The sequence below is a fragment of the Sulfitobacter guttiformis genome (genome assembly GCF_003610455.1).
In the GTDB taxonomy this organism is placed as follows: Bacteria; Pseudomonadota; Alphaproteobacteria; order Rhodobacterales; family Rhodobacteraceae; genus Sulfitobacter; species Sulfitobacter guttiformis.
This window is the reverse complement of sequence record NZ_RAQK01000002.1, coordinates 685,679-702,727: the sequence shown is the minus strand read 5'-3', so window position 1 is coordinate 702,727 and position 17,049 is coordinate 685,679. Positions and strand designations below refer to the sequence as shown.

The 17,049-nt window shown below is 51.8% G+C and carries 19 protein-coding genes, 1 tRNA gene and 1 pseudogene; 8 read left to right on the top strand and 13 right to left on the bottom strand.

The window, feature by feature from the left end:
* Positions 1–476: 476 nt before the first annotated feature.
* Entirely contained in the window at positions 477–1,217 is a 741-nt protein-coding gene (locus tag C8N30_RS16045; protein WP_051567130.1) for a B12-binding domain-containing radical SAM protein, read from the top strand.
* A gap of 15 nt (positions 1,218–1,232) precedes the next feature.
* Positions 1,233–2,159 carry a B12-binding domain-containing radical SAM protein gene (locus C8N30_RS16040; RefSeq protein WP_051567132.1) on the top strand — a complete coding sequence of 309 codons (927 nt, stop codon included), beginning with the start codon at positions 1,233–1,235 and terminating at the stop codon, positions 2,157–2,159.
* A 16-nt stretch (positions 2,160–2,175) separates the two neighbouring features.
* Here C8N30_RS16040 and C8N30_RS16035 read toward each other — a convergent pair whose 3' ends face one another.
* The 3 genes from C8N30_RS16035 to C8N30_RS16025 are packed head-to-tail and all read right to left on the bottom strand — an operon-like array spanning position 2,176 to position 5,332.
* On the bottom strand, positions 2,176–3,153 hold the full coding sequence (locus tag C8N30_RS16035) for a hypothetical protein (protein ID WP_147419720.1): 978 nt from the start codon (positions 3,151–3,153) through the stop codon (positions 2,176–2,178).
* A gap of 32 nt (positions 3,154–3,185) precedes the next feature.
* The gene (locus C8N30_RS16030) at positions 3,186–4,211 is read right to left on the bottom strand and encodes a sulfotransferase (RefSeq protein ID WP_025061780.1); all 1,026 of its coding nucleotides are present in this window, start codon (positions 4,209–4,211) and stop codon (positions 3,186–3,188) included.
* A complete protein-coding gene (locus tag C8N30_RS16025; RefSeq protein WP_084273565.1) occupies positions 4,205–5,332 on the bottom strand; it encodes a DegT/DnrJ/EryC1/StrS family aminotransferase in 1,128 nt (375 codons plus the stop codon). The genes C8N30_RS16030 and C8N30_RS16025 overlap by 7 nt, the downstream gene beginning before the upstream one ends.
* 42 nt (positions 5,333–5,374) lie before the next feature.
* Between C8N30_RS16025 and C8N30_RS19735 the strand changes: the two genes are divergently transcribed.
* Positions 5,375–6,052, top strand: a complete 678-nt coding sequence (locus tag C8N30_RS19735; protein ID WP_232222801.1) for an acetyltransferase — start codon at positions 5,375–5,377, stop codon at positions 6,050–6,052.
* A 26-nt stretch (positions 6,053–6,078) separates the two neighbouring features.
* On the opposite strand, the gene C8N30_RS16015 is transcribed toward C8N30_RS19735, so the two are convergent.
* The gene (locus tag C8N30_RS16015) at positions 6,079–7,032 is read right to left on the bottom strand and encodes a glycosyltransferase family 2 protein (protein ID WP_084273566.1); all 954 of its coding nucleotides are present in this window, start codon (positions 7,030–7,032) and stop codon (positions 6,079–6,081) included.
* A 106-nt stretch (positions 7,033–7,138) separates the two neighbouring features.
* Here C8N30_RS16015 and C8N30_RS19990 point away from each other — a divergent pair, with 106 nt between their 5' ends.
* Positions 7,139–7,807 (top strand): WbqC family protein, encoded by a 669-nt coding sequence (locus C8N30_RS19990; protein ID WP_037968262.1) that lies wholly within the window; start codon positions 7,139–7,141, stop codon positions 7,805–7,807.
* Here the strand turns inward: C8N30_RS19990 and C8N30_RS16005 are convergent.
* The 4 genes from C8N30_RS16005 to C8N30_RS15990 all read right to left on the bottom strand — a co-directional run bounded on the left by C8N30_RS16005 (position 7,804) and on the right by C8N30_RS15990 (position 10,326).
* Positions 7,804–8,178, bottom strand: a complete 375-nt coding sequence (locus tag C8N30_RS16005) for a hypothetical protein (protein ID WP_025061785.1) — start codon at positions 8,176–8,178, stop codon at positions 7,804–7,806. The two genes, C8N30_RS19990 and C8N30_RS16005, sit on opposite strands and share 4 nt — an antisense overlap.
* Before the next feature lie 63 nt (positions 8,179–8,241).
* Positions 8,242–8,697, bottom strand: coding sequence for a hypothetical protein (locus tag C8N30_RS16000; RefSeq protein WP_147419719.1), 456 nt, complete (start codon positions 8,695–8,697; stop codon positions 8,242–8,244).
* A gap of 12 nt (positions 8,698–8,709) precedes the next feature.
* Positions 8,710–9,696 (bottom strand): glycoside hydrolase family protein, encoded by a 987-nt coding sequence (locus C8N30_RS15995; protein ID WP_025061787.1) that lies wholly within the window; start codon positions 9,694–9,696, stop codon positions 8,710–8,712.
* Between the two features lie 336 nt (positions 9,697–10,032).
* The gene (locus tag C8N30_RS15990) at positions 10,033–10,326 is read right to left on the bottom strand and encodes a hypothetical protein (RefSeq protein WP_025061788.1); all 294 of its coding nucleotides are present in this window, start codon (positions 10,324–10,326) and stop codon (positions 10,033–10,035) included.
* Here C8N30_RS15990 and C8N30_RS15985 point away from each other — a divergent pair.
* Positions 10,316–10,516 (top strand): annotated as a pseudogene (locus C8N30_RS15985) (ATP-binding protein); the annotation flags it as partial. The gene C8N30_RS15990 and the pseudogene C8N30_RS15985 sit on opposite strands and share 11 nt — an antisense overlap.
* A 149-nt stretch (positions 10,517–10,665) precedes the next feature.
* On the opposite strand, the gene C8N30_RS15980 reads toward C8N30_RS15985, so the two are convergent.
* Both C8N30_RS15980 and C8N30_RS15975 read right to left on the bottom strand, forming a co-directional pair.
* Positions 10,666–11,106, bottom strand: coding sequence for an Arm DNA-binding domain-containing protein (locus tag C8N30_RS15980; protein WP_232222802.1), 441 nt, complete (start codon positions 11,104–11,106; stop codon positions 10,666–10,668).
* 139 nt (positions 11,107–11,245) lie between these two features.
* Positions 11,246–11,321: transfer RNA gene (locus tag C8N30_RS15975), tRNA-Thr, on the bottom strand.
* Positions 11,322–11,442: 121 nt separating this feature from the next.
* On the opposite strand from C8N30_RS15975, the gene C8N30_RS15970 reads away from it, so the two are divergent.
* The 3 genes from C8N30_RS15970 (at position 11,443) to kynU (ending at position 14,448) form a co-directional block, all read left to right on the top strand.
* The gene (locus C8N30_RS15970; protein ID WP_025061790.1) at positions 11,443–12,318 is read left to right on the top strand and encodes a hypothetical protein; all 876 of its coding nucleotides are present in this window, start codon (positions 11,443–11,445) and stop codon (positions 12,316–12,318) included.
* A gap of 111 nt (positions 12,319–12,429) precedes the next feature.
* Positions 12,430–13,257 (top strand): tryptophan 2,3-dioxygenase, encoded by an 828-nt coding sequence (locus C8N30_RS15965; RefSeq protein ID WP_025061791.1) that lies wholly within the window; start codon positions 12,430–12,432, stop codon positions 13,255–13,257.
* Positions 13,258–14,448 (top strand): kynureninase, encoded by a 1,191-nt coding sequence (gene kynU / locus C8N30_RS15960; RefSeq protein WP_025061792.1) that lies wholly within the window; start codon positions 13,258–13,260, stop codon positions 14,446–14,448.
* Between the two features lie 58 nt (positions 14,449–14,506).
* On the opposite strand, the gene pcaG is transcribed toward kynU, so the two are convergent.
* Genes pcaG through pobA form a run of 3 tightly spaced genes read right to left on the bottom strand, consistent with a single transcriptional unit; the run spans position 14,507 to position 17,018 of the window.
* A complete protein-coding gene (gene pcaG, locus C8N30_RS15955) occupies positions 14,507–15,097 on the bottom strand; it encodes a protocatechuate 3,4-dioxygenase subunit alpha (RefSeq protein ID WP_025061793.1) in 591 nt (196 codons plus the stop codon).
* A complete protein-coding gene (pcaH, locus tag C8N30_RS15950; protein ID WP_025061794.1) occupies positions 15,097–15,849 on the bottom strand; it encodes a protocatechuate 3,4-dioxygenase subunit beta in 753 nt (250 codons plus the stop codon). Before pcaH ends, pcaG begins: the two co-directional genes overlap by 1 nt.
* Positions 15,849–17,018, bottom strand: a complete 1,170-nt coding sequence (pobA, locus tag C8N30_RS15945; protein WP_025061795.1) for a 4-hydroxybenzoate 3-monooxygenase — start codon at positions 17,016–17,018, stop codon at positions 15,849–15,851. Before pobA ends, pcaH begins: the two co-directional genes overlap by 1 nt.
* Between the last annotated feature and the right edge of the window lie 31 nt (positions 17,019–17,049).

The window sequence follows — 17,049 nt, the reverse complement described above, 5'->3', positions numbered from 1 at the left end:
CTTATAACGATCATGGGCGATGACCGTTGGTATGTTGCAGTTGGTGGCGGACTAGTTGGGTTTGCCAGCATCGAGCGTACTTGGTTTGCCGAATACCAAAACGCATAGCGTAGTACTTTGAAGGTCAACTGGGGCTCGTCGCTTGCATCATAATCGACAATGTGAGTCACGAGATACTGCTCTCTGATCTGAAGACGATCAGAGGTTTACAGTGTTGCTCGAGGCAAACTATTGTGTCCTTGTTTCAGGAATTGGCGGATACGACCCTGGCCACACACGATCCTAATGAATACGGATAATGATCTGAGTTGCTTTAAACTGGCATTATAAGGCGACCAATTTATGTATTTTATACATCGTTGGAGCCAAGCTTTATGAATGCTAGCTGTTACGCTGGATTTTCAACATGAATCTTCTCAGACAATTTGTGATGCAACGCCCATCGGTGTGTTAGGATTAAGAGGTAGTGGTTGAGAATGAATATTGATAAGAACGGAATTTATATGGATGACATGGACTTTGACGAGAAAATCGCTGCGAAAAATGAACTGGCAGCCATCAAAATTTTGCCTCTTCGCATCGCACTAATCAATCCTAGGTTTACGCCTAACTATTGGGGGCTTGAATATGCCCTGCCTATTTTCTCAGACGTGCAAAAATGCTCCATGGTCACCGGTGCGCTGCCCGCGTTGGCGGCTCTTGTGAAAGAGCCGCACCAAATCACGGTGTTTGATGAAAACCTAGACGATCTGGATTTTACGGTGCTTGCAGAATTTGACATCGTTGGTGTGACAGGCATGATCGTTCAGCAAGACCGCATATTCGAAATTCTTGCCCAGCTAATGCCGTTACCCTGCACTGTTATTGTAGGTGGGTCCTACGCATCGGTCATGCCTGATGCATTTATTGGCACGTGCGACGTTGTTTTCGAAGGGGAGGCCGACACCAGCTTTCCTGAATTTATCGAGGCTTTTGCGACTGGGGCGCCGACACAAAGCCATTATAAACAAGCGGCAGCTACGGACATGACGTTGGTCCCCAAACCACGCTATGACCTATTAAAAAAGAACGGCTATGTCAGTGCGGCACTGCAGTTTTCCAGAGGTTGCCCTTTTCGGTGCGAATTTTGTGACATCATCACCATTTTTGGCAGACGTCCACGCATGAAAACACCCGCACAGATGCTACTTGAACTGGACGAAATCCGCGAAAATTGATTTACTAACTGCTTTTTGGTAGATGACAATTTCATTGCCAATAAGGCAAAAGCCAAAGAACTTTTGATTGAGATTGTTAAATGGCCAGAGCAACATGGCTATCCCCTTAGCCTCAATACCGAAGCGAGCCTTGACCTTGCAGATGAGCCTGAACTTCTAGAATTGTTGGTTAAAGCGAATTTCACTTCTGTGTTTATTGGAATTGAATCACCACGTAACGCATCCCTTGAAGAGACGCTGAAATTTCAAAACACGCGTGCCGGTACGACCGAAGATAAAATACAAAGGGTGCGCGATGCAGGCCTGATGATCACGGCTGGCTTCATCGTAGGGTTCGACAGTGATGACCCCGAAATTTTTCAAGAGCAGTATGATTTCATCAATCGCATTGCCGTAGCAAAGGCCGCAATTGCGATCCTGACCCCTATTCCTACCACGCCGCTTTATGACCGGCTGAAAGCCGAAGGTCGATTGAAGCCATTTGGAGAGGGGCTGCAATTTGTTCCTAAACAGATCGACCCTCAAGACTTGATCGCACGGTACAATACGTTGCGGCAGGACCTCTATGAACCGCCGGTCTATTTCCAACGCGTGTTTGACAGCATTACGAAATCCGAAGGATTTCAGCACGCACGCATAATGATGAACAACCGTCGACAGCGAGCGGTGTCCGGCACGCCGGTTGACAAATCATCGCGGCATCTGAAACTTGTTTACAAACGCTTACGCAACGCATTGGGGAAATCCGAAAGTGGGCAAGAGGTTCTGGGCGCTTATAAGCAGCAATGGCGGAAAAACTGTACTCTGGTCGAAGGAGCCCGACTTGGGACCGCTGATTTCCTAAGTGCATGCATCAATCATTGGCATTATTACAGGATCGTGCATGAAGGGTCGTCAGATTATATTGGCAGCTCCGACGGCATTAGCACCGCGGCCAAATAAGGATGGTCGCGTAGCATCAAGATGTCAGACTATTTGCAAAAAACTGGAACTCATCTGAGGCTATGATGGCTTCATTTGTAGTCCACGGCCGATCAAAAGTGTTTGGATCAGTTTCGATGTCCGCCCGCGATATGACTGTCTGTAGTTTAACAAACTTTTCAGTATCCTTTTTATAAAGGTTATCGATTTGCTGCGCGATCGAAGGTGATAGCAACGAAATGGTCGGGTTAGGATCAAATTTTTTAGCCTGACGGATAATATCTGAAGTCGATGCTTGCCTATTTTGAGGTGCTATCATCTTTGCATAAACAGCCGCGCATAATACAAACGCTGACAGGCTTTTGTTTTGTGGCGCGATAGTTTGCATGATGACGTGATCCTGTACCCCGATCGCTTTCATCAGTTGGGTCGAGATATCCTCAAACCTGGGGGATAGAAAGTGTAGCTGTACCGATTGCTTGCCAACGATGGAGCGCCAGTAGCTGACTTGCTCCGAGAAATTTCCTGCAGTTTTGATGTCAGGATCATCGAGAAATTCACTCAAAGGCTCGACCTTGATATCCGCACGGACCCTCTGAGAATACGCGGCCAATAGCAGCGCTGCGCGGGGGCGGAAAACTACATGAACCGTAACGTTTTCAAATAGGTCGAACAACCATTGGAGATCGATTTTGTGATCAAGGTGGTGCAGAGCCTCGCTTGAAAGAAACACGACTTGCGTAGATGAGGCTTCAACAGCGGCGCGTAGACATGTCTCTGCGGTTTCAAATCTCTGCGCTGTCAAAAAATCCGTCTGACGATGCCAATTTTTTGGTCTTTTGCTAAGGGCGTATGCTGTCATATTTCCAGCAGGGCCGGTTCCCAGATCAGGGTAGTTAATGCCTTGATCCAGCAGGACCGCACGATTTTGAGACAAGAAATTTTGTAAGAAAGTTGAGTCGCATTTGGGTAATCCTATGTGTAAATGTAAGTGCCTTAGTTTCTGCTTACCCATTTCGAATACCTCTTCTAAATCCATATAGCGCGTTAAAGAATATAATTATGTTCCGCTAAGGATACGCCCGTTTGTTCTTGCAAAGCTCGATTATGCGGTGCCAACACGCTCGTCAAATGTTCAAGTGCTGCGGGTGGAATGTTCAATGTCAGGGGTCGTGCATCCAATCGAAGCTTTGCGGCCTTATCCATGATTTTCTGCGGAGAGCTATACATAAACATGTGTCTTACTTTTTCGTATTCTATATATTCAGGTGGGTTTATGCCATAGGCTGCGTAGGCCTCCTCAATTCGGTGCCCGCCCAACCGCTTGAACCGTGATCCGCCCAAACCAAAATTCCAATGACGGTTTAATGCGAACATCGCCCCTAAAGCTTGGGCGGAAGGCCGTTCATGATACCGCGTAGACGTGTCGAATTCTTGTTCCGAAACATCTATAAATCCGCATATGCGATTTAAGGTTGCTTGCGGCTGATTGCGTAATTCCTCGTAAGGGATCACCAAAACCTGATGGGTGCCGAAAATGTTGCAATAGGTTTGGTGGATACGATCAAAAAACAGGTTTGCTTTGGCGCTAGCGTCTTCTTCGAAACAAAGGTGAAAACAAAAATCTTCAAAGTTGACACATAGCCCACCTTCGCGGACATACGTCGAATACAAAGATTTCAGCCATGAAGTTTGTTCACGAACAAAGAAAATGATTTTGGTCTGTTTGCCCATAACTGACGCAAGCCGCGTGGCGCGTTCCGTCAATGATACACGTCCCTGTATCAAATTCGTCAGCAATTCACATGAGAGACCAAAGGCGCGTTTTCCGTTTTCGCTTAGGATCACTCTCTCGCGTTCTGCAGTGATCCAGCGTGCGACCTGCTCGGCATCAAAAAGATATTCTGGAGTATCAATCAGATCCGCAAACAGCAGGCGCCGCACATTATAAGGAAGATCAACCGGGCGTCCGTGTTTGCCGATATTGTGAATTTCAGGATGTAGCGGAAACAAGGTGTTCTGCAAAAAGGTTGTACCCGTCTTAGGCAAACCGATGTGAGCGTAGTTCAGCACGTTAAGGCTCCGACAACCCGTGAAATTCCATTCTCCCCGATGTCTACGAAACAGGGCAGGCCGATCAAGCGTTCAGACAAGTCTTCGGTCACAGTCATCGCTACAGGATGCGCAGCATTTCGAAATGCAGCTTCTTTATGCAAACCAGCCCCATACCAAAACCGGACATCAATTCCGGCGCGATCAAAGCACTCAACATATTCTATTGCGTCTTGCCCCGACGCTGTTTCCAACAAGACGTAGCAACTTGACACGTCAGGGGACGACCATACCCGGCCCGGTGCGCCCGCCTTTTTCCAGTGTTCTTGGTACAAGTCACCGATCTTCTGCATCTTCGCTTTCTTGTCTTTCCAGCCATCAAGTTCGGCCAGTCCGACCGCAGCGTGATATTCGCTCATCTTTGCATTGTGTCCACACATTTGCGCATGTCGGGACCCCAGAAAGCCATGATTGATTGAACATGTCGCCATCGCCATCAGCTCAAAATCCCGTGAGATGACAAGCCCACCTTCACCGCTCGAATAGCTTTTTGTTGCATGTAGGCTTAATACGACGGGGATGCTACTGGGCAACGTTAATGCGCCCTCGGCCACGCCATCGAAACTTGCGGCTGCGTCCACTACTACCGGAATTCCGGTGTCACAGTGAAATTTTTGCCATGCTGCCAGATCAATTGTTTTGCCATACGGCGAGCAGACCATAACAAGCCCAACCCTGTCGAGGTGCGGGTGCTGCCGGACCGTCGCAGGATCAAGCGCCCAGGTCTGCGGATCGACATCGACAAAGACGTTTGTGAAACCGCACAGTTCAGGTGCGGCGGCGGTAGCAACAAAACTGTGTGCCGTTACGAGGCACAGTTTCCCCTTATGCCCCCACCGTTTTTGTAGGGCTGTGATCGCAGCGACCAAGGCAGAGGTTCCGCTGGAGCAGGCCACAACATGCGATCCTTGTCCGAAAACTTGTGTCTGCAAGCGTTGGACAAGTTGCGTTTGCAACGGTCCAAAATTCGAATAGACACGGGTTTCATCAATAATTTTTAGATACGAAGCTAAAGCAAGGTAATTCGCCAATTGTGGCCTTGCTACCGGAAGACGTTGTATGTTTTCCTTGGGGCTAGTCATGTAGATCTTTCGTTTGAAAAGTTATTTTTTTATAGGTGCTTAGTGCAGATCATAGTATTCGGCGTCGGTCAACTTTCTGAAGTTATCAGTTATTATTTAGAACAGGATCCTGCCGTCAATGTCGCTGGATACACGGTCGATCGTGCGTTTATTCCTGACACAGGAAAGTTTCTCGACAAGCCGGTCGCCGCTTGGGAGGATATTTCACAGCACTTCCCACCTGATCAGTACCAACTGCTTGGCCCGATCAGTTACTACGACAACAACCGGTTGAGAAAACAACGTTACCTAGAGGGTAAAGCGCTTGGATACAGCTTTGCGAGCTATGTACATCCGTCTTCGCACATCGGAGGTGCCCAAATTGGCGAAAATTCGGTCGTCCTAGAGGAGTGCACAGTTCAACCCTTCGCAATACTAGGGGTGTGTTCAATTCTTTGGAGTAAAGTCCATATCGGTCATCACACCCAAGTGTCGGACTATTGTTTCTTCGCGTCATTCTGTGGTGTGGCAGGCAATGCCCGTATAGGGGAGCGGGTATTCTTTGGAGGCCAAACCGGCTTGGTTGATAACACCACCGTCGGTGACGGATGTATAGTAGCGGCAGGGACTATTATAACCAAGAACTTGCCAGCAAATTCCTTTGCCACAACTCAAAAAGCTCGTGTGCTTGCAGATGCCGCAGACCGGTTTGCCAACAAGCTTCTGATAAACCGGCTCTAACGACATTACGCACAATCAAGTCGTTGCTAGTTTCCCCAGCCAAGTTGTAAGATATGCATCTGGGTAATAGCATCGGAGTGCTCAACTGACGTGTCAAAGGCCTGATCGGCCCGCGCGATCCGTCCTTGTTGGCTAAGAATTTCGAGTCTGTGCTGATCGATGAGTTGTTTTTTAAATTCATCTTTGGCCGACTCCACACTCTCGTCCGCTATGCTACCCCAACGGTTCCACTGCCAACCGCCTTTCTGCGTTGTGCGAACGGTTTGAGTGATATCAACGATGAACTGGCACTTTCTGAGAAACCGGTCTTCTGTAGTAAACCAGAAATGAACTATCCAGGCCTCTCCTGTCTTTTTCGCTTTAAGAGTTTCGCTCGAGATGTTCATACCGGCATGACCTCCTGGAGAAAAGCCATGCAGAACCTCTGCGCGACATAGGGTCTTGCCGCCTACCATAGTCAGGATCAGTGGAATGCTTTCATTCTGTTTCAACATTACGGTTTTATTCGGAAATGGACATGCCATTACCTGCAGCTGTGACAACGTTTCATAATCTTTCGCCGCAGCGGCCAGATCAACACAGGAAGGTGGGACCAGCACATTGAACCGCTCCAAGCTAAATGCATCGTCTTCGCATCCGGCGCAAAGGTCCTTTAGGCTGCCAGAACGAGTCATGATGAATTCGTCGGCATCCATACGCAAGATCCAATCAGCGTCAAATCGAGACTTCGCGCATGCAACAATGTCCGCCCATACTTGTGCTGGATTGATGAAATTTTTGCTGTAAACCTCGTCATGGGATAAAAAACTTATGTCAAACCGAGGATCGTCAGCATAAGCCCGCAGAATATCCGTCGTACCATCCGAAGACGCTGTTTCGACAATCACAAAGGCGTCGACACCATGCCGGAATGCATTCTGTATCGCAGCGTCAACTAATTCAACTTCATTGCCAACCAGCATGCAGGCGACTAAATTCATTATATCCTCACCAGTTATTGGGCACGCAAATGGACGTGTTCGTTCCTCGCGAGTTCATTATGATTAAAGGCCTGTTAGCTCCTTGGTTCAATATAAAATTGCAGTCATGCAGCCCTACTTTTTCCCATATGGTGGATATTACCGCTTGATGGCTGCAACGGACATGTTCGTCATTTACGATTGCGTTCAGTTTGCGCGGCGCGGTCGTGTGCATCGCTCCCGAATTCCGGAAACGCAATCGGGCCGCCCGCCGAAATGGTTAACGCTACCGCTTGCCAAGGCTCCAAGGGAGACACGCATCTGCGACCTACGGTTTGCGCAGGATGCCAAGTCACGACTGGCCCAGACTTTTAAACAGTTTGGATTGTCGTCTGCAGCGAGCACACCGTTGCGTCAGAAGGTCTGCAACCTGCTAGAGAAGCCCGAAGGGACCGTTGTTGATGTCCTGCATGATAGCTTGCGTCTGATGAGGGATGCGTGCGAGTTTGACTGCGATATTAGGCGCAGTTCGTCACTTGAGATAGCGCCCGATGTAAAAGGCGAGGCGCGGGTCATAAAGATTGTACAAAGCTTCGGTGGGCGGACATATATTAACAGCCCTGGGGGTGTGGACCTTTACAGCGCTGCAACCTTCGCGGATGCAGAACTCAGATTGCGGTTTCTAGACCCCTATGCGGGCGCTATCCAGAATATGTTGCAAGCAGTTTTTACGATGAAAATCGAAGATATCCGAAACGATATTGTGACCAGCATTGGGTGTTCTAGCCTGCGCTAAAGGTTCAGTTCGTCAAAATCATAGCCCAATGTATTGTACCGGTACGATAACTCTAACTTTTCGAAAGACATCTTGAATGCTTCGCGCTGCCATTGATGCCAATCAGCCCATTTATCGGCGCTTGTTTTCCCACCCGTCTCTGATGCGTGCTGGTTCAAGGCAGGTAGTGATGTCAGCGCTGCGATAACATCCGGTTGCGTGCGTACGCCCAAATCGTCAAAAATCTGGCCCAACCGCGCCGGATTGGCTGTCACATCCTCAAAACGAATTGTGCCGCACCAGTCGTATTCGGTGTTGGTTTTGATCCAGCTCATGGCTTCCAAATCAGCGTGCAATCCGTCGAGGGCACGCAATGCGGCAAAAAAACTCAATACATCGAGGCTACCAGGTAAAATATCATATTTGGCGGAAATCTGTTCGATCTGGCTCAGTTTTTATTCATATAGCTGCCGCGAAGTCCATTGTAGTTCATGGAGATCGATTTGCAGCAGGTACTTGAATAACCCCTGCGCGGAATGGACGAGGTCAACAGGATGGCGAACCAGATTAAACACACGAATAGCGCCGCCATTCGGTGGGGGTATTTTGTGCAGATCGCGCAATCTATAAGTATGCACCATGCCGCAAACGTTCAAAGTGCTTCTGGCTTCGACGCTTTCAAACACGTCATTAAGGGGCGCGTCAGCCCGCGCCATGGCACCGGTACGAACAATTCGCAATTTTGCGAGCAAGCCAGCCACGCCCTGCGTGCGTCTGATCTTTTCGGGGTTCAAATCATCTTCGTAGTCGCCTTCGCCCAAGTGTGTACCGTGAACACAAAAGATTTCCGGATGCAAATTGAGCGCAGCTGCAGTCCAGGCGCTGGCACTCACGCCATGGCTGGTGATCAAGAAACGCATCCGTTAGCTGTGTAGTGTGGTATCTTTTACCACGCGTTCTGCATAACCGATGCCGGAAAAGCCGTACCCATTGCCGCAATATATCATGATTTCACGGTCTTCGTGCGGGACAACAAAGCAATAGCATTGCATGTCGCTATCCCAATCCCCTGCAACGGGCGGGTTTATGAACTCATGCGCATCATCACGGCGGTCCCACGTCACCAAATCGGATGATATTGCGTAGCCGATTTTGTAATCCCTTAACGTTGGTCGGTTCAGGTCAAACATGCCTCGATAACTATACCACATCTCCCAGCCGTCACCGCCATCCGTACGTTTTTGCACAATGGTACGAGTGATGCCGGTTTCCTCAGCGTCACGCGGAGGGATTGCAAATGCTTCATCCCGAACCCATCCATCGACCCCGTTTTTCGACGTTGCGTGGGCAATTGCGTAAGTGGGTTCAGGGTTGGGTTCTGCATCCATCCGCCACCCCGTGCCACGACCGTACCACATGTGATACACGCCATTTTCTTTAAGGATAAACGGCGAGACCGCAAATTTATTATCTTCGAAATTTTCAATCTCCGGATCACGGTTAAACTGTGCCACTATGTCTGTGGCGGGCCAAAATCCGATGCTAGCGTCAAATACTGGCGGGTTAAGTCGCACTAAATTGACCGCGATGTGAGGCCCGGTTTCTGCCTGATAACAGCATGAAGGTCCTACGCCATGATCGCCATACTGTCTCTTTGGAACATTCTTAGCATCTAACGTCGTGCCATGGTTCACCACCCGCATGCCGTTGTGCGGCTCGACTTCCAGAAAATAAGCGCCAATATCGTTATGTAAGGTTCGGCCGCTTATGTAAATTCGCCAAAGTCGATCGGTCTCAACCTGTACAGTCGGAATTTGCCAGCGGAGGGGTTGGCCATCTGAATCTTTGATTGGAATAGGAATGCGCGACATACGTTTCCATTTCGACTCTGGGTCCAAATTTCGGCTCATCGAGTGTCCTTGCTTTCTCTTAAGAAATGCTTTGGTCGCTTAATATTTAGAAGTATTCAGTTTTCCAAGTATTGACTGATAAAATCAGAGCACGGTTCTCTAAGCAGGCCGCGCCCGCAAGATTCTCTGATTTATAACGACAGTTTGCGGGTTTGGATTTTATATTCTTTGTCGTCAGTTTGGGCAAGCTCTCGACGCATTTCTGCTGGTATTTGGTTTTCCTGCGCAGGATTAAGAAAGACGCGCGCGTGTGGACATATTGCGGGAGCGAGGGGGGGGAGTAATCCGCCTTTGAGGTTACAAGCCCCCCAAGTGCCCGAATATCCTAACCCGCCTTCACAGCATCCCCCCGATCTGCGCCAGTATCTCTGCCGTCCAGCATCCGGCGCGGGTCTTTTGTCGCGTCACAAACTCGGCCAATACATCTTCGCGCAGGGGGTATGATTTGCTTAAGGACCGTTCAAGGCCGAGCGCGGAATACCACGTTGACTGCGTCTTGCGGCCCTTTTCCCAGAATAGCAACACGGTTGTAACGCTCGCGCCCTGAAACACCTTTTGCGGGGCGGCCCAGCACTGTGTGCAGGTTGTATGTCTCCAGCAATTTGCGGCGTAGGGCGGCAGCGTCGCCATCACGATCAACCTTAGCTTCAGTGAATGGGCGCAGGTCTTTGGTGATGCAAAGATGACAACAGGACTACTCGACCGGCTCACCCACCGCTGCCACATTCTCGAAAACGGAAACGACAGCTACCGCTTCAAGGCCAGTTCAGAGGCCGCAAAGAAAACAGCAAAGGAGAAGCCAGCGTTGACCAAAACATAACTGCTGATAGACATTAAAGGTGGGTCAAATCTCGGTGACAATACCGAGTCAGTTCTCAATGACATTCAACAGGCTGTCTCATAATTTCCTTTGGCTTCGACCTTCTTGAGCGTTTTCAGGATCAGAGGCGCATTGATGTCGGTGATTGGTCAGCGCCCAAAGTCACGGTTGGCAAGCTTCAGATGGTGTTCTGTCTTGTCCAACGTGGCTTTGGACGTCCCTTCCAAGTGCTGCTTTTCGAGAAATAATCTCCCGATCAGCTCAAACGTCTGGGCTGAATCTTTATGCTTCACCCGCCTTTCGGTTTGTTTCGCTTCGCTTGAAACAACGTCTGCCGCTACTTTGGCGCGTGCATCTTCCTTGGCTTTGCGGGCTTGAGCCAAGCTAACCTCGGGGCATACGTCAATGGAAAGTAACCGTTCCTTGCCAAAGATGCTGTATTTGAACTGCCAAAGTTTGGAACCGTTGACCTTGATCAAGGCAAACAAGCCCTCGAAGTCTGAAACCTTATAGGCCTTGTCGCGGGGTTTTAGATTCCGAACTTGAATATCTGATAGTGGCATCGTTGGGGATGTCACTTTTCCGGTCAAATGCCGACACCCCCAAGGATACCCCCAATCCAGGGGTATCGTACCGGACGCCGTTAGACTGCATCGGACAAAGAGATACCGCAAAGCCTATATAACACAGGGTTTTTCGGATGTCTTCGGACTATTTTGTATGGTGAAATGGTGCCCCCACACGGACTCGAACCGCGGACCTATTGATTACAAATCAATTGCTCTACCAGCTGAGCTATAGGGGCATTGATGGGCCGTTTAATGCGATTACAAAGATCGTGCAAGAGGCTTTTATGATCCTTTTGCAGGTTTTATAGCTCTGATAGAGACAAGGTGACAAAAAAGAAAAAAGATGGGCGGTATGTTATGAAACTTGTTCTGCATGTTGGTGTGCATTTCACCGAAGAAGACCGCATGATGAAGTGCCTTTTGCGCAATGCGGATGATTTTGCAGCGCAAGGGACAGTGGTGCCGGGGCATGGAAAATACCGTGCAATCTTGCGTGATACTCTGAATGCAATGGCCAGCGCGCCGCCCTCGGAGGTTGCGCGTGATGTTCTCATGGATGCGTTTCTGGACGACAGTGATGCAGGCCGTGTGATCCTGTCGGACGCGAACTTCTTTCGCACACCTAAAACTGCGGTCGAGGAGGGCATATTCTATCCGGCGGCCGCTGAGCGCATGACGAGTATGGCAACGATATTCGCGCAGGATGATATTGAGATCTTCATGGGGATTCGGAATCCCGCGACCTTGTTGCCGATCTTGCACAGCAAGGCAAAAAAGCCCGAGCCGGCAGCCTTTTGGGGCGGGCGTGATCCGCGCGATATCCTGTGGTCGGAAACCATAGGCCAACTGCGCAATGCTGTGCCAGATATTCCGATTACCCTTTGGTGCAATGAGGATACGCCGCTAATCTGGGCGCATATTATTCGTCAAATGGCCGGATTGCCTGATGATCAGAAAATCATTGGCGGCTTTGACCTCCTAAGCTCTATCATGAGTGCCGAAGGCATGACCCGCTTTCGCGCCTATCTCAAAGATCATCCAGTTATGACCGAGCACCAGAAGCGCCGCGCCATCGCAGCCTTCCTCGATAAATATGCATTAGACGGAGAGGTCGAGGAGGAGTTGGACATGCCCGGCTGGACCGACGAGATCGTCGACGAGATGTCCGAGATTTACGACGAGGATGTCGCCAAGATTGCAGCGATGCCCGGTGTGCGGGTACTAATGCCCTAACGCCAAACAACTGCGGGCGGCGCGCGTTTGCTTTAGGCTTGAAGTATTTTTGTAGCAGGCAATCCTCCGCTATGGTACGCCCTGTCCAAGTACAGGCGGAAGGGCGGCGGTATGAGTGAATTCGAGCAGGCCTCACAGGGCGCAAAGATGGATTTCTCCAAGGATATGTCCTATGGGGACTATCTCTGCCTAGATCCGATCCTGAACGCCCAGCATCCACAGTCAGATGCGCATGATGAAATGCTGTTCATCATCCAGCACCAGACATCCGAGCTTTGGATGCGTCTGGCCATTCACGAGCTTGAGGCGGCGCGGGCGGCGATGCTGGCGGGTGAGCTTCCGACGGCATTCAAGATGCTGAGCCGTGTTGCGCGTGTTTTCGAACAGCTTAACAACGCCTGGGACGTTTTGCGTACGATGACCCCAAGTGAGTATACAAGTTTCCGGCCCAGCCTCGGCAACTCGTCGGGGTTCCAGTCGCACCAGTACCGATTGGTGGAGTTTTTGCTGGGCAATCGCAATGAAGCGCTGATGAAGCTGCACAAACACAAAGCGGCGTCCTTTTCGCGGCTGGAAGAAGAACTGGCGCAGCCCAGTCTGTATCAGGTCGCTATTTCACTGCTGTGCGCGCGATTTGACGGGCCTGATCTGGCAGGTGCGCCCGGTACGACCGATTGGCAGGCACGGCCCGCCATTCAGGATTTGTGGCAACGCGTGTACCAAAATCCACGTGCGCAATGGGACCTGTACGAGTTGGCGGAAAAGCTGGTCGATCTTGAGGATTACTTCCGGCGCTGGCGGTTCAACCACGTCACCACCGTAGAGCGGATCATCGGGTTCAAACGCGGCACCGGCGGCACGGCAGGTGTCGCATACCTGCGCAAAATGCTCGAAGTAGAATTATTCCCCGAATTATGGCATGTCAGAGGAGCGCTTTAAATGTCCGGTATCCTGAGAAAAGAAGCATTTATACTGCCTGAGGGCGTGATTTACCTTGATGGTAACTCGCTGGGGCCATTGCCCAAGGCAGTTGCTGCACGTGTGCAAAAGATGATCGCGGATGAATGGGGCGACATGCTCATCCGTGGCTGGAACGGGGCAGGCTGGATGGACCAGCCCAGCCGCGTTGGCAATCAGGTTGCGCGCATCATCGGTGCTCCCGATGGCACTGTCGTGATGGGTGACACGCTGTCGCTCAAAGTGTTTCAGGCGCTGGCCGCTGCGGTAAAGATGACCCCCAAGCGCCGCGTTATCCTGAGTGATACAGGCAACTTTCCTTCTGACCTGTACATGGCCGAAGGTCTGGTGGGGCTGCTAGAGCAGGGATACGAGTTGCGCAAGGTGGCGCCTGAAGAGGTGCTGGGGGCCGTGGATGAAGATGTGGCCGTTGTCATGCTGACGCAGGTCGATTATCGCACCGGCCGCACGCATGATATGAAGGCGGTGACCAAGGCCGTTCAGGCAAAGGGCGCCGTAATGCTGTGGGATCTGGCCCATTCCGCAGGCGCAATCGAGGTCGATCTCGCGGGATCCAACTGCGAATTTGCCATCGGATGTACCTATAAATATCTAAATGGCGGACCAGGCGCGCCTGCGTTTATCTATGTGCGTAGCGATCTGGTCGAGACGATTGAGCCGGCCCTGAGTGGGTGGCTGGGTCACCGCCAACCCTTCGCCTTTGATCTGAGCTATAAGGCCGGCGCGGGCATCGAGCGGATGCGCGTGGGTACCCCGCCGGTGATCCAGTTGACAGCGCTGGAAGTTGCGATGGAGCTTTGGGCAGATGTTGATATGGCGCAGTTGCGTGCGGAATCGATCAAACTTCAAGAGCAGTTTATCATGGAGATCGAGCGGGACGTGCCGCAACTCACGCTGGCCAGCCCGCGCGACAGCGCTGTGCGGGGCTCGCAAGTGTCTTTCCGCTTCCATGAAGGATACGCTGCCATGCAGGCCGTGATTGATCGCGGTGTGATCGGTGACTTCCGTGCACCTGACATCATGCGTTTCGGGTTCACGCCCATGTATCTCGACAGTGGCGATATAAGTGCCGCTGTGGCGATCATTGCGGATGTGATGAGCAACAATCTTTGGGATCAGGAAAAATACAAAACAAAGTCAAAAGTTACTTAATTATCAAGGTATTATGCCGGAAAGCTAATTTGCTATATTAGCTTTCCGGTACGCGCACTTATGCGTCGAAAAATATTGTCTCTTCAGGTCCTTGAAGGTGGATGTTGATTTCGAAAACGCCATCTCCCTTGGGCTGGGCCAGCAGGGTGCGAACGCGGGATTTATGTTCAATCCGCGCCAGAACAGGATCGTGCGCCAGCGCCTCGTCGCCCGCGAAATAGGCGCGGGTATGAAGCCCCAGATTGATGCCGCGCGCGACGATCCACAAGGTAATGTGGGGCGCCTGCATCCTGCCATCGGGGAAGGCAACAGACCCCGGTTTAACCGTCTCAAAGCGAAAACGCCCATCAATAGCATCGCATGGACATCGGCCAAAACCGGATACTGCGGGATCAGCACCTTTTTGACCTGCAAACAATCCGGCGGCGTCCGGCTGCCATGCTTCAATCATTGCATCGCGCATGGGCGTGCCGTCGCCGTCATATATAATACCTGTGAGAATGATCCGCTTACCTTTGGCTGCCTCCCCGATCATGTGCCGCCCGAGGTCTTGGGGATATACGCCGTTGATCCCCGCGAAATTGGGCGTGCAGCCGATGTGGACGTAGGGGCCTGCGGTCTGGCTGGCAGTTTCGGGAAAATCATCCATCACAGGCCCTCTATCCGGTTTTCGAACATAGTCTGCCGCCGCCCGCGAAGGGTGATGTCGAAGCGGTAGGCGCGGGCATCCATGGGGACGGTCCGCGCCATGTCGAGCGGCGCGATCAGCCGTTTGACCGCACCGGCATCATGGATTGTGCGCACGATCGGGCATAGCGGGATCAGCGGATCCCCCTCGAAATACATTTGCGTGATCAGCCGCTGGGCAAATCCCGCCCCGAATACCGAAAAGTGGATATGGGCGGGCCGCCAGTCGTTGGGTCCGTTTGGCCAGGGGTAGGGGCCGGGCATAACGGTGCGAAATTCGTACCTGCCATCTGGCCCTGTCAGCACCCGACCACAGCCGCCGAAATTCGGATCAAGGGGGGCGATGTATCCCTCCCGCACATGGCGGTAACGCCCGCCGGCGTTGGCCTGCCAAATCTCCAACAGTGCGCCGTCAACCGGCCCGCCGAACTGGTCCTGCACACGACCATGAACGATAATGCGCGGGCCAATGGCGGATTCGCCCTTAGGGCCAAAGTTATGGAGCAGATCGTGGTCCATCGGTCCCAGATCGGTATGGCCGAAGGTGGGACCGAACTCCTCGCTCGGCGTTGTCGGAAACGAGATGGGGGCATAGGTCGGGCTGCGCTTGACCGAGGTACGGTAGGGTGGATGCAGGGCCACAGGGTGATTTTCGCGCAGGCGCGCTGCATAACCGCCAAGCGCGGGTTTTTCGGGCGTTGGTGTATCCGGCATCAGTAAGGCAATCCTACGTAATTTTCGGCCATTGCAGCCTGCGCGCTTTGGCTGGTGCGCAAAAACTCCAATTCAGCGCGCTGCATCTTTAACTCGAATTCGGTCTGTTCGGGAAAGCGGTGCATGAGCGAAGTGAACCACCAGCTGAAGCGCTCAGCCTTCCAGACCCTTGCGAGGGCTTTTGCGGAATATTGCTCCAGTCCGCTGGAATCGTTCGAACCGTAAAATGCCTTTAGCCCCTGAAAAAGGTAATGCACATCCGAGGCTGCGGTGTTGAGCCCCTTTGCCCCCGTGGGTGGTACAATATGGGCTGCATCGCCACACAAGAATAACTGACCGAACCGCATCGGTTCGCACACAAAGGAGCGCAGGGGGGCGATCGATTTTTCAATTGTGGGGCCGGTGACAAGCGTGGCGGCAATCTCGGGGGGGAGGCGGTGCTTGAGCTCTTCCCAAAACGCCTCGTCAGACCAATCTTCGGCGTTGTCGCCCATCGAGCACTGGATGTAGTAGCGGCTGAGGTTCGCGTTACGCATCGAGCATAGGGCAAAGCCGCGTGCGGAGTTGGCATAGATCAGATCATGGTGCACGGGTGGGGTCTCGGACAGGACGCCCAACCACCCGAAAGGATAGACCTTTTCAAATTCGCGCCGTTTGTCTTGTGGTATCGTCTGGCGGCTGACCCCGTGAAAACCGTCACATCCCGCCACAATATCGCATGTGATCGTGTGGCGTCTTCCCTCATGGGTGTAGCTGACCGTTGGTGCGGAACCCTCGACATTGCCAATCACCACTTCTTCTGCCTCGAAAACGGTTTTGGCTCCGCAGGCTGCGCGTGCGTCAAAGAGGTCGCGGGTCACCTCGGTTTGGCCGTAAACAATCACCGGATGGCCTGTGGTTTTGGTGAAATTCAGGCGAAACATCTCGTCGTCGAGGCTGATCATTGTGCCTTCATGTATCAGGCCCTCGGTGTGCAGGCGGCCATCGACGCCCGCTTGCCGCAGCAGGTCGACAGTACCGCGTTCCAGCACACCGGCGCGGATGCGGCTCAACACATAATCACGGGTTTTGCGCTCAATCACTACAGCGTCTACACCGATGGTATGGAGCAACTGCCCCAGCAGCAGCCCCGACGGGCCACCGCCGATAATGACAACTTGAGTGCGCATGAGATCTCCCCGATTTTAGAACAGCATAGGT

Excerpts from the sequence above, each read along its gene's own strand:
- C8N30_RS15970 (WP_025061790.1), top strand. The coding sequence starts at position 11,443 with ATGAAACTTGTTCTGCATGTTGGTGTGCATTTCACCGAAGAAGACCGC.
- C8N30_RS15990 (WP_025061788.1), bottom strand. The coding sequence starts at position 10,326 with ATGGCGACGCTGCCGCCCTACGCCGCAAATTGCTGGAGACATACAACC.
- C8N30_RS16015 (WP_084273566.1), bottom strand. The coding sequence starts at position 7,032 with ATGAATTTAGTCGCCTGCATGCTGGTTGGCAATGAAGTTGAATTAGTT.
- pcaG (WP_025061793.1), bottom strand. The coding sequence starts at position 15,097 with ATGGATGATTTTCCCGAAACTGCCAGCCAGACCGCAGGCCCCTACGTC.
- C8N30_RS16025 (WP_084273565.1), bottom strand. The coding sequence starts at position 5,332 with ATGACTAGCCCCAAGGAAAACATACAACGTCTTCCGGTAGCAAGGCCA.
- C8N30_RS19990 (WP_037968262.1), top strand. The coding sequence starts at position 7,139 with ATGCAGCCCTACTTTTTCCCATATGGTGGATATTACCGCTTGATGGCT.
- pcaH (WP_025061794.1), bottom strand. The coding sequence starts at position 15,849 with ATGCCGGATACACCAACGCCCGAAAAACCCGCGCTTGGCGGTTATGCA.
- kynU (WP_025061792.1), top strand. The coding sequence starts at position 13,258 with ATGTCCGGTATCCTGAGAAAAGAAGCATTTATACTGCCTGAGGGCGTG.
- C8N30_RS15995 (WP_025061787.1), bottom strand. The coding sequence starts at position 9,696 with ATGAGCCGAAATTTGGACCCAGAGTCGAAATGGAAACGTATGTCGCGC.
- C8N30_RS16035 (WP_147419720.1), bottom strand. The coding sequence starts at position 3,153 with ATGGGTAAGCAGAAACTAAGGCACTTACATTTACACATAGGATTACCC.
- C8N30_RS15965 (WP_025061791.1), top strand. The coding sequence starts at position 12,430 with ATGAGTGAATTCGAGCAGGCCTCACAGGGCGCAAAGATGGATTTCTCC.
- pobA (WP_025061795.1), bottom strand. The coding sequence starts at position 17,018 with ATGCGCACTCAAGTTGTCATTATCGGCGGTGGCCCGTCGGGGCTGCTG.
- C8N30_RS16045 (WP_051567130.1), top strand. The coding sequence starts at position 477 with ATGAATATTGATAAGAACGGAATTTATATGGATGACATGGACTTTGAC.